Annotated in this window: 14 protein-coding genes and 3 pseudogenes; 11 read left to right on the top strand and 6 right to left on the bottom strand. The window is 67.6% G+C overall.

The features are described 5' to 3' along the window. The first annotated feature begins 116 nt into the window (after positions 1-116). Positions 117-473 (top strand): hypothetical protein, encoded by a 357-nt coding sequence (locus ACWGJM_RS46885; protein ID WP_453417910.1) that lies wholly within the window; start codon positions 117-119, stop codon positions 471-473. Further along, positions 404-1,150 carry a phosphotransferase family protein gene (locus ACWGJM_RS46880; RefSeq protein ID WP_453417909.1) on the top strand — a complete coding sequence of 249 codons (747 nt, stop codon included), beginning with the start codon at positions 404-406 and terminating at the stop codon, positions 1,148-1,150. Before ACWGJM_RS46885 ends, ACWGJM_RS46880 begins: the two co-directional genes overlap by 70 nt. Before the next feature lie 76 nt (positions 1,151-1,226). Here the strand turns inward: ACWGJM_RS46880 and ACWGJM_RS46875 are convergent, their stop codons facing one another. From ACWGJM_RS46875 to ACWGJM_RS46865, 3 genes are all read right to left on the bottom strand, one after another. Further along, entirely contained in the window at positions 1,227-1,373 is a 147-nt protein-coding gene (locus ACWGJM_RS46875) for a hypothetical protein (RefSeq protein WP_453417908.1), read from the bottom strand. 463 nt (positions 1,374-1,836) lie between these two features. After that, positions 1,837-2,010, bottom strand: a complete 174-nt coding sequence (locus ACWGJM_RS46870; RefSeq protein ID WP_453417927.1) for a hypothetical protein — start codon at positions 2,008-2,010, stop codon at positions 1,837-1,839. Positions 2,011-2,263: 253 nt separating this feature from the next. Then, positions 2,264-2,998 (bottom strand): SDR family NAD(P)-dependent oxidoreductase, encoded by a 735-nt coding sequence (locus ACWGJM_RS46865; protein ID WP_453417907.1) that lies wholly within the window; start codon positions 2,996-2,998, stop codon positions 2,264-2,266. Positions 2,999-3,142: 144 nt separating this feature from the next. On the opposite strand from ACWGJM_RS46865, the gene ACWGJM_RS46860 reads away from it, so the two are divergent. Next, a complete protein-coding gene (locus ACWGJM_RS46860) occupies positions 3,143-3,754 on the top strand; it encodes a TetR/AcrR family transcriptional regulator (RefSeq protein ID WP_453417906.1) in 612 nt (203 codons plus the stop codon). Positions 3,755-4,012: 258 nt separating this feature from the next. Next, positions 4,013-4,408 carry a hypothetical protein gene (locus ACWGJM_RS46855; RefSeq protein WP_453417926.1) on the top strand — a complete coding sequence of 132 codons (396 nt, stop codon included), beginning with the start codon at positions 4,013-4,015 and terminating at the stop codon, positions 4,406-4,408. Between the two features lie 50 nt (positions 4,409-4,458). Here the strand turns inward: ACWGJM_RS46855 and ACWGJM_RS46850 are convergent. Together ACWGJM_RS46850 and ACWGJM_RS46845 are read right to left on the bottom strand one after the other, a co-directional pair. Next, positions 4,459-4,860, bottom strand: a pseudogene (locus tag ACWGJM_RS46850) (tyrosine-type recombinase/integrase); the annotation flags it as partial. A 138-nt stretch (positions 4,861-4,998) separates the two neighbouring features. Then, the gene (locus ACWGJM_RS46845) at positions 4,999-5,247 is read right to left on the bottom strand and encodes a hypothetical protein (RefSeq protein ID WP_453417905.1); all 249 of its coding nucleotides are present in this window, start codon (positions 5,245-5,247) and stop codon (positions 4,999-5,001) included. A gap of 225 nt (positions 5,248-5,472) precedes the next feature. Here ACWGJM_RS46845 and ACWGJM_RS46840 point away from each other — a divergent pair, with 225 nt between their 5' ends. Together ACWGJM_RS46840 and ACWGJM_RS46835 are read left to right on the top strand one after the other, a co-directional pair. Then, the gene (locus ACWGJM_RS46840; RefSeq protein ID WP_453417904.1) at positions 5,473-5,655 is read left to right on the top strand and encodes a hypothetical protein; all 183 of its coding nucleotides are present in this window, start codon (positions 5,473-5,475) and stop codon (positions 5,653-5,655) included. Positions 5,656-5,962: 307 nt separating this feature from the next. After that, positions 5,963-6,088 carry a hypothetical protein gene (locus ACWGJM_RS46835; protein WP_453417903.1) on the top strand — a complete coding sequence of 42 codons (126 nt, stop codon included), beginning with the start codon at positions 5,963-5,965 and terminating at the stop codon, positions 6,086-6,088. 195 nt (positions 6,089-6,283) lie between these two features. Here the strand turns inward: ACWGJM_RS46835 and ACWGJM_RS46830 are convergent, their stop codons facing one another. Continuing rightward, entirely contained in the window at positions 6,284-6,520 is a 237-nt protein-coding gene (locus ACWGJM_RS46830) for a hypothetical protein (protein ID WP_453417902.1), read from the bottom strand. 607 nt (positions 6,521-7,127) lie between these two features. Between ACWGJM_RS46830 and ACWGJM_RS46825 the strand changes: the two genes are divergently transcribed. The 5 genes and pseudogenes from ACWGJM_RS46825 to ACWGJM_RS46805 all read left to right on the top strand — a co-directional run. Further along, a complete protein-coding gene (locus tag ACWGJM_RS46825) occupies positions 7,128-7,445 on the top strand; it encodes a hypothetical protein (RefSeq protein WP_453417901.1) in 318 nt (105 codons plus the stop codon). Continuing rightward, entirely contained in the window at positions 7,442-7,771 is a 330-nt protein-coding gene (locus ACWGJM_RS46820) for a hypothetical protein (RefSeq protein ID WP_453417900.1), read from the top strand. Before ACWGJM_RS46825 ends, ACWGJM_RS46820 begins: the two co-directional genes overlap by 4 nt. 797 nt (positions 7,772-8,568) lie before the next feature. Further along, on the top strand, positions 8,569-9,432 hold the full coding sequence (locus ACWGJM_RS46815; protein ID WP_453417899.1) for a hypothetical protein: 864 nt from the start codon (positions 8,569-8,571) through the stop codon (positions 9,430-9,432). Positions 9,433-9,789: 357 nt separating this feature from the next. Next, positions 9,790-10,808, top strand: a pseudogene (locus tag ACWGJM_RS46810) (NAD-dependent DNA ligase LigA); the annotation flags it as partial. 228 nt (positions 10,809-11,036) lie between these two features. Next, positions 11,037-11,827, top strand: a pseudogene (locus ACWGJM_RS46805) (IS5 family transposase); the annotation flags it as partial. Positions 11,828-12,313: the final 486 nt, after the last annotated feature.

Raw genomic sequence — 12,313 nt, 5'->3', positions numbered from 1 at the left:
CGGCGGCGGCTGGCCGGGACGTGCTTGCTGCGCCGCCGGGGACACCTACGAGCCGAGCACTCTCTCCCTCGCCTTCGCTACGGCCGCGGTGTGCGCGCTGCTGACGGCCGCCACCGGTGCCCGCCGAACTGGTGGTCTGGCTGCTGCTCGTCGGCTGCCCGACGTGCTGCTTTCTCAGGGAGGCGGGCGTCCTGCTGAGCGCCGCACCGTTCTCCGACGAACTGCTGATCATCGACGCGTCGCTCGCTGCCCCCGAAGAACTCCTGACGAAAGTGGTGGGCTTGACCTGGCCAGAAGTCGGTTTCGTGCACGAGGACGCCGGGTGGCGGGACGCGGTCAGCCGCGTAATCGCACGCGATAAACCCGGCGACGTCGGCGAACATCCCCGGGATACTGGTCGCCCATGGATGAGGTCAAAGTCGTCGTCGCCCATTCCGAGCGCGCGACTCTGCGCGTCGGCGACGTGTTCCTGAAGGTGGACGCCGATCAGGCGCGCATCGATGTCGAGGTCGAGGCGATGTCCCTCGCGCCGGTCCCGACCCCGGAGGTCCTGTGGCGCAAGCCGTCCGTGCTCGCGACCGCCGCACTCCCGGGGACGACGCTTGGGCGCCTCGGCGGGCCGTCGACCGGGTCGCCGGCGGCGTGGGCCGCGGCGGGCGCCGCCATCCGGAAGCTGCACGACGCGCCGCTGCCGTCCCGGCCGGGCCAGGCCGGCCGGAGCATCGTCGCACTGGCGGCGGAACTCGACGACGAGTGCGAGTTGCTCGTGACGAACGGCGTCCTGCCCGCCGACCTGGTCACCCGCAACCGCCAGGTCGCCGAGGCCGCGCTCCGACCTTGGACTCCGGCGTTCACGCACGGCGACCTGCAGATCGATCACGTCTTCGTCGACGGCGACGAGGTCACCGGCATCATCGACTGGTCCGAGGCGGGCCAGGGTGACGCCCTGTACGACCTCGCCACCTTCACGCTCGGACACGAGGAGCACCTCGACGACGTCATCGCCGGCTATGGCACCGACATCGACCTCGACGTGATCCACGCGTGGTGGTCGTTGCGAAGCCTGCTGATAGTTCGCTGGCTGATCGAGCACGGATTCGACCCGTTCGCGCCGGGCTGTGAGGTCGACGTGCTGAGATCCCGGATGTGAGGCTGCGCGGGCCCGACTGCTACGAATGCGTTCTGACGCATCGAACAGGCCATCCCCTGGGGCGCATCGCCTGCCCTTACTCCCGACAAAGTGCGGTGCGCAGTCGTCGCCAGTAGATGACGGCGCAGCCGAGGGTTACGAACGCGTGGTGGATGTCGTCGCGGATCTCCCAGCGGATGCGCCGCCGGCGGAACCAGTGCAGCAGCGCGATCGCTCCTTCCACGACCCAGCGGTACACGCCCAGGCCGGAGCCGTGCGCGGTGCCGCGCCGGGCGAGGTGCGGGGTGATCTCGCCGGCCGCGAGTCTGTGCCCCGGACTCCGGCCGCCTGATGGTCAGGGCCGCGGATGCGGTCACCGGCTTCCGCACCGACGTGATCGAACGCGGCACCGACGACCGCCTGGTCCTGGTAGGCGCCGTCGCCTCGGCCCGGTCGATGAGCTGATCGTGCTGACCGGCTTCCGCCCCGACCTCATCCTCTCCGTCGCCGCATCCTTGGCGCCTTCCCTAATCGCGCCGTGGACTTCCGCCGGTGCCCTGCGGCACGGCCCAGTGACGCCGGCGGCACCCCGGATCTCCGGATCTTCGGTAGCCACCGACGAACTCGCCTATGATCGGGCCTCCAATTGGCAACCGGCGTGCGCGTTCAGCGGATTGCCCCTTCAAGAATCCTCGAACTCGCGCGCTTCAGCGCGGGCCCGCTCCAAATTGCTGCGCCAGGAATCCGGCGCACTTGGTGTCGCCCGCCGTCTCGAACGGCTGGGCGCACCACCCCGGCCTGCCGGACAGCCGCTCGGCGTGTGGCTGGACCAGAGTCTCGCGCAGATCGGCGCCCAGCGCCTGCCGCAACCCGGAAATCACCGCTTCTGCGGAGAGTTGACGCGTGTTGCCACTCGGCTGAAGACGCTTCCAGGAGGATGGACCTGCGGCTGATGACTGCCGTCCAGGACACACTTCCATTCGCCGACTTGACCGAGATCCCTACCGCCTCAGAGTGGTGCCAGCAATGGAACGGCCGACGGCACTCCTCTCGCCACGTCAGTGAGGGCGGCCCCGGTGCCGATGATGCTGATGTTGCTCATGAGATGTCCTGCCCTGGTTGTGTGTTGTTCGGCTATATGGCGGTGGTGCCGCCGTCGGCGACGAGTTCCATGCCGTTGACGTAGCTGGAGTCGTCGGAGGCGAGGAAGAGGGCGGCGGTGGCGATTTCGTCGGGGCGGCCCATCTGGCCGCGGGGGATGAGGGACTCGAACTGGCGCTTGGTGGCCTCGTCGAAAAGTTCTTCCTGCTTGGCGGTGGCGACCTGGCCGGGGGTCAGGACGTTGACGCGGATGCGGCGGTCCTTGAGCTCGTTGAGCCAGACGCGGGCCCATGCCTGCTGGACGGCCTTGCTGCCGGCGTAGACGCTCCAGCCGGGGAAGGCGCCGAGGGAGGCGTTGGAGCCGGTCATGAGGATGGAGCCGCCGTCGTTGAAGAGCGGGAGGGCCTTCTGGACGGTGAACAGGGTGCCGCGGGCGTTGAGGTAGAACGCGGCGTCGAAGTGGGCCTCGGTGATCTCGCCGAGCGGGGCGGGCTCGCCCCCTCCGGCGCTGGCCCACAGCACGTCGAGGCTTCCCTTCTCCCGCTTGACGGTGTCGTACAGGCGGTCCAGGTCGTCCAGGTTGGCGGCGTCGCCCTGGACGCCGGTGACGTTGCGGCCGATCTGCTTCACGGCCTCGTCCAGGACGTCCTGGCGGCGGCCGGTGATGAAGACGTGCGCTCCCTCGTCGACGAACAGCTTCGCGCCGGCCAGCGCCATGCCGGTGGTGCCGCCGGTGATGACCGCGACCTTGCCGTCGAGCTTTCCCATAGTCATTCCCTTGGGTCGGTGGTGCCGTGTGTACCTGGGGCGATGCCGTTAAGTACACCGCCCTGTGTGCTTACGGTACTGGGCGGGCGGCCGGGGCGCAAACTATGTACACCGGTCGTTACCCAGCTGGGGTACCATGGACCCATGACGGAGTTGGAGAAGGGCCCCACGGGCCGCCGCCGCGGCCGGGGCGCCCGCGAGCGCATCCTCGGCGCGTCCCAGCAACTGTTCCGCGAGCAGGGCATCAACCGCACCGGAATGGACCAGCTCTGCGCGGCGGCCCAGGTGTCCAAGCGCACGGCCTACCAGCACTTCACCGGCAAAGACGAACTCGTCGCCGAGTACCTGCGCCGGTTCGACCCCTCCGTTCTGTCCGGCGTGTTCGACCGCACCGACCTCACGCCCCGCGAACGGCTCCTCGCCGCCTTCGACATCCCCCCCACCACCCCCCTGTGCCCCTACATCGGCGCCGCCGTCGAACTCCACGACCCCCAGCACCCCGCATCCCAGTACGCACGCGACTACAAGAAAGCCGTCGCCGCGCGGCTCGCCGACACCGCCCGCGAAGCCGGCGCCACCGACCCCGAACAGCTCGGCGAGCAGCTCGCGCTGCTCATCGACGGCGCCGCGGCCCGCACCCGGGTCCTCAACGCCGACGCCTTCCCCACCGCCGCCGCCATCGCCGCCGTCCTCATCGACAACGCCATCCCCGCCACAGCCAGCGATGACCGGCGACGGGAGGAAGTGTCGAGTTAACGTGGCACTCCGCGGCCGGGCTGGACGCGCTGCCGGTCAGGCGGCTGCACCCGCTGGCACGCGACACCAGCCGCCCGGCACCTGGCCCGAACCTGCAGCTCTTACGGAACTGGCCGCCCGCCTGCTGAAGGCCGCAGCAGAAGCCGCCGGCGAGACCGGCGACCCCCGAGGACCCGCCGACGTGGTCGGCCTGGCAGCTGCCGGCCCCGCACGCTGCCGTAGTGCTGAACAGCCTTACGGCTGCGGGGGTGCGCTGCCGTGACGGTCGGCGATGTCGCGGAAGGTGGGGATGCCGAGGTCCACAGCGGTGCTGCGGCGGGTCTGTTCGGTATCGAGCTGGGCGAGTTTGTCCTGGGCTCCGGCGAGGCTGACTTCAAGTCCTTCCAGCTCGCCGAGCCAGCCTTCGCGTTCGGCTTCGGTGATGCGGTCGATGAGGTTGTCCCGAATCTCCACCAGTCGGTCGCGCGGGGCGGGATCGGGACGGAGGAGAGAGCAGCGGACGCAGGCGTGTTCGTGGACGCAGGCGGTGCCGTAGGCGCGGGCGCAGATGCCGACGGAGAGCTTGCGGCGCTCGAAGTGGCCGAGGAAGTCCTCCCACTCGGCTGCAGTGGGGGTCCGGTACTCCTCGGCGGGGCGCAGGGTGCGGCGACATAGATCGCGGTCGTCGACTTGTAGGGGTGTCCGACCTGCTGTTGTACGAACGTCTCATCGGCGCCATCCTCGATCAGATGAGTCACGTTGCTGTAGCGCAAACAGTGGGGCACCAGCGCATCGTCCAGGCCGAGTTCCTGGCGGTAGTCGGCGAACCTGTCATCGATCTCCCGGGGCTGGACCCTGCCACCCCGTTCGGTCGCCCACAGTGCCGGATGGTCAGGAAACCCGAAACACGGACGGATGTTGACCACGTAGTCCTCGACGGCGTCCACCGCCCAGTCCATAACCGACAGGACCTCCCGCCGCCGATAGGCGGATCCCCGAGTGCGCTTGCCGTGGCGGACCCGCCGGCCACCGTAGCGGCCGAACTCAGGAGCCCTCGGGTTGCGGTGGAAGTCCGCGAGACCCAGACGGGACGCCTTGGTGCGGCGCAGCCCCCACCCGTAGATCACCTTGAAGAGTGTCGTCGCGATAGGCGTCAGCGCTCCCTTGCGTCCGCGGCGGATCGCCAACTCCACACGGTCATCGCCGTAGTCGAAAAAGTTCTGCAGCTCACTCCGGGTGAAAGGACGCCGCTCCTCGTCACCTTCCTAATCCACCAGGTGCGCCAGTGTGTTCCACTCGTGGCAGATCTGCACGGGATGCGTCCCGAACCGGAGCTCGCACTCCTCCACCCACCGGTAGTACGGATTGATCAGGAAGTCGCAGAACAGCCGGATCGCAGGCTGGTTATGCCGGATCGTCGACGGCTTCCGGTGCAGCATGGCGACGAGGTGACTGGACCAGTCGTCCATGTGCGCCGCCGTCCAGCACCACGGATACTCGCCCGCGAAGGTCATGAAATCGCGTACGCGGGCCTGCGCTCGGAGACCGTCTTGTGCCCGAGCCGTCTTCCCCGGAGGGGTCCGCACGGCTGCATCTTGTTTCGGGGGTGCCGCTGCTCCACCCGGAGGATGCGGTCTTCGAGGCGATGCTGGAGGGCTGGTACCGGCAACAGCGCGGGGTCCCACCTGATCGACCACACCGCCTACCTCCGCCTAACGAAGGAATCGTGCATCTAACGCATGATCGACAGCAAGACTCCAGGCGAGGCCCCTGAGCGCACCTTCACGTACCCTAGGATCACCGCAGATCCCCAGGCGAACGCCAAGACATTCGTGCATCGGATGCAACTCCCCCGCTTCAAGCCGTACAAACCGCTCATCCAGGCCCTCGGCCGCTCGGCCAAGGTGGCCGTTGCGAAATAGGCCTGGTCAGGGCGCGAGCGGCTCGGCCTTCTGCGGGTCAAGGACGATGTCCTGGTCCTGCACGCCATGCGCTGGCCCGACGCGATTCGCGACCCCACCGAGCTGCTCCCACCCCCGATCGAGGTGACCGACGAAGAGATCGAGAGTGCACTCGCCCTCATGGACACCATGACCCGCGAAGACCTCGAGGGCCCGGAGTTCCACGTGAGTACACGGAGGCCATCGCCAGATCACCGAGGCCAAGCGGGAGGACAAGCCGCTCCCCGAGACGCCGGAACCGGAACGGCCAGCGCAGGTAGTCGACCTGATGGCCGCGCTCCAGGAGTCCGTGCAGAAGGCGAAGGTCTCCCGCGGCGAGACGTCCGAGACCGAGGGAACCGAGCCGTCGAAACCGAAGAAGAAGGCGTCGAGCCGTCGGCAGCGCAGCGCCTAGTTCGCGCACTCCACTGAGTGCGGACAAAACTGGACCGAGTAGGGAGCAGCAGCGTGATCGGCGACCGGTACGAGCGGCCGACGGGCTGGTGCCTGCTACTTGCGGGACTCGCCGTCGTTGCGTGCGTGACTGTGCCCCGGTAAAAAGCAAGGCGTCCGGCCGTCATCTTTTGCCCGAGGCGCAGCTGCGTACTGGCTACTCGGTGTGCCGGACCGCCTTCTTCACGTCAAGCTCTACGCCAGCCCGCATCGCGCTGTGCTCTTTCGCGTGCTCGGTGACTGCGGCTTTTACGTCTTGGGCGAGGTCGCGCCATGCCTGCCATGCAGTCTCGTACGCAGGCCGGTCATCTTGGTCGCGTAGGGCTTGGACGGTCGCGTGCGCCTGGTCGGCGACGCGTTGTTTCTCCACGAGTTCTTCGAAGGTGTGTGCCACGTGCAGGGATACTACGTGTCGGCGTGGCGAAGCCCCCGCCTCGACCCGCGAGACGATAGCGGTAGCGGGGCCGGTCCGCGTACACGACGGCGAGCGATCGGCACGCGTCGAAGTAGGCCATGTTGCCTCCCGGTCCAGTCGTTCGCGTGCATCGCTCAGGTGACCGTTGAGACACCGTCCCAGGTCTCGACGGCAATGGTGTCCCGCTCGGGAAGTCCCGGTGGCGAAGTATCTGCCGCGCATGGTGCACGATGGGCCTTTTGAGTACGGCAACACCCACCGGTGTGGAACTGCCCTCAGACAGCTCCGGGGTACGGAGGCGAGACCCTCTGCGAGGCCACTTCCGCAGGACTCCAGGTAGGTATGACGCTCGGCCGTGCGCTCCTGGCCATGGTCAGGAGCGCACGGCCATGTCTGTGTGTCACAGGTGTGTCCCGGGGCAAAGCTGACCCTTGTTCTAGTCCGCCGGGCTGTACCTATGGTGATCGCCACGCCTGGCGGATCTTGACCACTCCGTCACCGCGCACATCATCCAGCGACCGGGGGAACTGTGTCGCTACACGGGGAGGGTGTATCAGTCATGCGAATTTCCTTAGGCAGCTCTGTCATGAGCAGACCCGTCGCCGCCGTCCTGGCCGTCGCCGGGATCACCGCCGGTGTCCTGGCCGGCAGAACCGGTCTCACCACAGTGGTCGGCTGCGAATCCGGCAGTGACGCGTATCCGTCCCAGACCGCCAAGGACTGGATCGCCTACGCCGACCACGTCGTGGTGGCCACTCCCACACAGGAGCGGGACACCAACCGGCGCGATTTCACGAAGGGGTCGATCCGCTATCAGGTCGATCGCGCGGTGACGTTCCGCACGGACAACCTCCTCTGGTCCAGCCGCCACCCCGCGAAAGCAATGGGTAAGGGCTCGACATGACCGCCCCTGGCTGGCAGGTGTACACGAGCGGCAGCCGCATCAAGAGGACGGCCACCGACGCTCCGCGGCTGGAGACCGGTCACACCTACCTTCTCGCCCTCCGCTGGACCGACGACGGATGGGTCACCTTGGGAGAAGGCGCTGTCGTGCCCTTCGACGACCACACAGGTGACCAGGGCGAGTGGTGTGGACGCGTCATGAGCAAAGAGGATGTCGCACGGGGCGAACGCTTCTCCCGCTCGGACGACAACAGCCTGGAAAAGGCACTTCTCGGCCAGAACGAACAAGCCGCCACCCGCGAACTCGAGCGCGCCGGCAGGAAGTGACCTCGCCTCACGGATACGGCGGGCCTGCCGCACCAGCCGGCGCGGCAGGCCCGGCAGGACCTCACAGCCGGGCGTCCACCGGCTCCGACTCCAGCGAGAGCACCCCGAACACCGCCTCTTGCTCCCGCCACACGTCTCACCGTCCGCGAGCCGGCCCAGGGTCACCCGAGCGCGTACTCGAGGATCGCCGGCGACCGCTTGTGGTTCTTGACCTTGCACTCCTGGCCTTGGCAGCGTTGGTGAGCTTGCGGGCGGCCGAGGCCGCGATCCGCTCGCCGGTGGCGGAGACGAGGTCCGGCTCGGCGCGGCACCGGCGCCGGACGGCTGCGGCTCATCGCTGCGGTCCTTGGCGAGAGACTATCCGGAATCGAAACGCTGTCGCCCCCAACTCGCATCGCGTCTGTGCATGTTGGCTAATGTGCCGTGGAGGCCGTCAGCGGCCAGACGGGGCCAGGGAGACGCATGAGGGGCACGAGCATCGCCGAGAGATGTTCCGGAGACGAGGTGCGCGTAACGCAGCGCGTCCACGAGCTGCCCCGAGCTGAGTGGAGCCAGGGCTCTTTGCGTCGGACCGTCTGGTGAGCAGCGGCCTTGCATCAGTCGCCAACGCCCTCCCCGCAAGCGTATTCCAAGGAGATCACTGCCTCATGTCCCGATACACGACCCGCTGCGTACGGCTGCCGCGTCTGCAGGCGGCAGCCGTAGTGGCCACAGCAGCCGTTGCTCTGACCGCGTGCGGCGCCGGTTCGGATACCGGCGCAACCCCCAGTCCAAGCTCTAGCGCCACCAGCGAGGGTGTGGTCAGCCAGACGACCGCCAAGAAGATCGTCGACAACTACGAGAAGGTCAACAACCAGGCCAACGCCGTCCTGGACGGCAAGCTCCTGACGACGGTCGAGGCCGGCCAGGTCTACGCGATGGACAAGGCCACCTACGCCCTCGCTGCAACCTGGTCGGGCAAGGACAAGAAGGACTACAGCAAGTCCTTCTCCTACCAGGACCGCCGGTACGTGATCCCGGCGAAGGGCAGCTGGTTCGCCGTCCAGGCCAAGTCCAGCGAGGCCGGTCACGACTCCGTGATGCTGATCTTCGACAAAGTCGGCGGCACCTACAAAATGGTGATGTCTCTGTGGGCCGATGACGGGCAGCCCCTGCCCAAGCTCGCCTTCGACTCGCACGGCCTCGCCGAAGCCGTCAACCCTGCCGACAAGGTGGGCGCGCTCGCCGCAGCCGATGTCTCGGCGGCCTTCGAAGACCTGTACGCGACTGGAGGCGCCAAGGACGGCAAGAACCTCGCCTCCACGAAAGTGGTCAAGGAGGCCGTAAAGGCCTACCGCGACAGCAGCACCAACGGCACTGCCGACGGCATCGCCACCAAGCGGTTCTTCGCCAAGACCCCGGCCGACACGAGCGTGTACGCCCTGCGGATGGCCAACGGCGGCGTCCTCGCCATGTTCCCGACCTGTCACAACCAGGAGGCGCTCGTGAAGGAGGCCTACCGGTCCAGCCGGGAGCTCGTGCCCAACGACGAAGAATCCACTCTGGGCGCGCACAGGGGCCCAGTGATCACCGATGTGTTCGAGGGACAGGGCCTGGCCGAGCTGACGTCGAAGACCGCCCGCATCACAGCGATCGGCTGGCAGCAGGTGGATGCCCGATAACGTCCCTGGCCTGTAAGAAGGCCAACTGCTGTGCGGCCCAGTTGAACGGCGAGTCGGCCGGCTCCAACGGGGCGTCAGCGCCGCCACCTCCCTGTCCCTGACAACCGCACCGCCATGACCGTCGCCCTCTTCGCCTCCAGTCTTGTGGTCCTCGTCGCCGTGCAAGCGTCCACGCTCGTTCCCACACTGTCCTGGACCTGGGCGCATGCGCCGCGCTGTACCTGTTCCTGCGGCTGTGACCACCCGCCGTTCACGATGGCCTGGGAGGATGCGCAGGAATGGTCGGGCGGCTGCGGCGTCCTCTCCGACCGGACGAGCGACCCGCTCACCGACTGTCGGAAGCCGCTACGACTATCGATGTCAGTGGTGGCAGGCAGGATGACGGGCATGCCACACCAGTTGCGCAGATCGTGGATGCCGTTGCCTACGCGCAGACGGTCGAGACCGTGGTGAAGGCCGCGGCCGCCTACTACGCGGACGGTACTTCCCCGCTGGACGATGACACCTACGACCGGCTGGTGCGGGGCGTCGCCGCCTGGGAGGCCGATCATCGCGACCAGGTGCTTCCCGACTCGCCGACCGGGAAGGTCGCCGGCGGTGCCCTGGAAGGCGACGTGCCGCACACGGTGCCCATGCTGAGCCTGGACAACGTGTTCTCGCCCGAGCAGTTCACGGCCTGGACGGCCTCGCTGGCGCGCCGGATCGGACACGAGGCGGAACGCTTCTCCATCGAGCCGAAACTGGACGGACTCGCCATCGCCGCCCGCTACACCCGCGGGCAGTTGACCCGGCTGATCACGCGCGGCGACGGGACGGCCGGGGAGGACGTCTCGCACGCGATAGGCACTATCGAAGGCCTGCCTGAAACGCTGTCCCAGCCGGTCAGCGTGGAGGTGCGCGGCGAAGTCCTCATGACGCGTGCGCAGTTCGAGCACGCCAACGAGGTGCGCACCGCGCACGGCGGGCAGCCTTTCGCCAGCCCTCGGGGCGCGGCCGCCGGCACCCTGCGGGCCAAGGACCGCGCCTACACGGTCCCGATGACCTTCTTCGGCTACGGCATGCTGCCGCTGCCCGACACCGACGACGATCTGGCCGCACGGCTGGGCGGCCTCGCACACAGTGAGCTGATGACATTGGCCCAAGAGCTGGGAGTGAACACCACCGCCACCACAGCAGTGCCCGGCATCACCGCAGCCACCACCGGCGAGGTCCTTACCCGGGTGCAGGAGATCGCCGCGCTGCGCGCCGGGCTGCCGTTCGGGATCGACGGCATCGTCATCAAGGCCGACCTGGCCGCCGACCAGCAGGCCGCCGGATCCGGATCGCGGGCGCCGCGGTGGGCGATCGCCTACAAGCTGCCCGTTCTGCCGCAAATTCAGAGCTGATGCGCTCCGTCGAGCTCACCATGATGACCCAGGTCAGGAGGGCATCAGTTCCGCGGGTGGCAGCAACAGTCCTGTTGCACTTCTCGGGTAGTGGGGGCAATCCACGAAATACTGATGGCGCTCGTTGAAAGCGGTTCTGCCGCAGTCCCGGATGCTGTTGGTGATCTCTAACTAACAGGCCATCTCATTTGGCTCGTTCGATAGCCTCTGGGTGTGGAGATCGTTGAGCGGCTGGTGCCGGACGAGTTGTGGGAGTTGTGCCAGCGGGTGGTGCCGGAGGCGCCGACCCGTCCGCCAGGAGGAGGTCGACGTCGGCACGGGGACCGGGAAGTCCTGGCCGCGATCGTGTTCGTGGCCACGTCGGGCTGCACCTGGCAGCAACTGCCCTCTGCCTCGTTCGGGCCATCGGGGGCGACGGCTCACCGACGCTTCAAGGAATGGTCGAAGGCCAGAGGGTGGGCGAGGCTCCACCGCCTGGTCCTCGACGAGCTCGGCGCCCGCGGCGAGTTGGACTGGTCCCGCTGCGCCATCGACTCGGTGAACATGCGCGCGCTGAAAAAGGGGAGCTGACAGGCCCGAATCCTGTAGGCCGGGGCAAGTACGGCTCGAAGATCCATTTGATCACCGACCGGAGCGGTCTGCCCCTGTCCGTCGGTATCTCCGCCGCGAACCTGCACGACAGCCAAGCCCTCATCCCGCTGGTGAAGGGCATACCGCCGATCCGCTCCCGACGCGGCCGCCGGCGCCGCAAGCCGGGCAAACTCCATGGCGACAAGGGCTACGACTACGACCACCTGCGCCGATGGTTACGCGCCCGTGGCATCACGCCTCGCATCGCTCGCAAGGGCACAGACTCCCGCCAACGCCTGGGCCGGCACCGCTGGACCATCGAACGCACCATGGCCTGGCTCGCCGGATGCCGGCGTCTGCACCGTCGCTACGAGCGCAAAGCCAGCCACTTCCTGGCCTTCACAAGCATCGCCTGCACCCTCATCTGCTACCGCCGACTCGCCACGACAGCCGTCAGTTGTGATCCAAAGCGGGGGCGACCTACCAGTAGGTGCGAGATCTCTCCTGGATTGATGTCCCATGAGGATCCCGCGATTCCCCTGTATTGAAGAACACGGCCCAGCTCACGACGGTATCGCCCGCACGCTGGGCCCCTCGATCGCACTCGAAGTCTGGCCAAGAAAGGTCGCCTGCAGGGCTGAACCAGATTCCCTTCCCGTGCTCCAGCGCCCACGCCTCCATCTCCGAGGAGAGCTCTGACGGTACTCGGCCTATCAGGCGAATACCGTCGCAGGTGAGCTGAGCTCGCGATACGCCAATATCAACCACCTACACACCCACCCTCGCCCTCGACATCCACCGCTACGCCCATCTCATGCCGAGTGCGGCGAGTTGGTCTGCGGTGAGCATGTCGCGTCTCGATTTGGTTTCGAGACCCACACGCCAAGGGCTCCTGGCCGTCAACGCCTGGGGCCGGGACGACGTCC

The organism is Streptomyces sp. NPDC054834, assembly GCF_053611185.1.
This window is presented reverse-complemented; position numbering and strand designations above follow the sequence as displayed.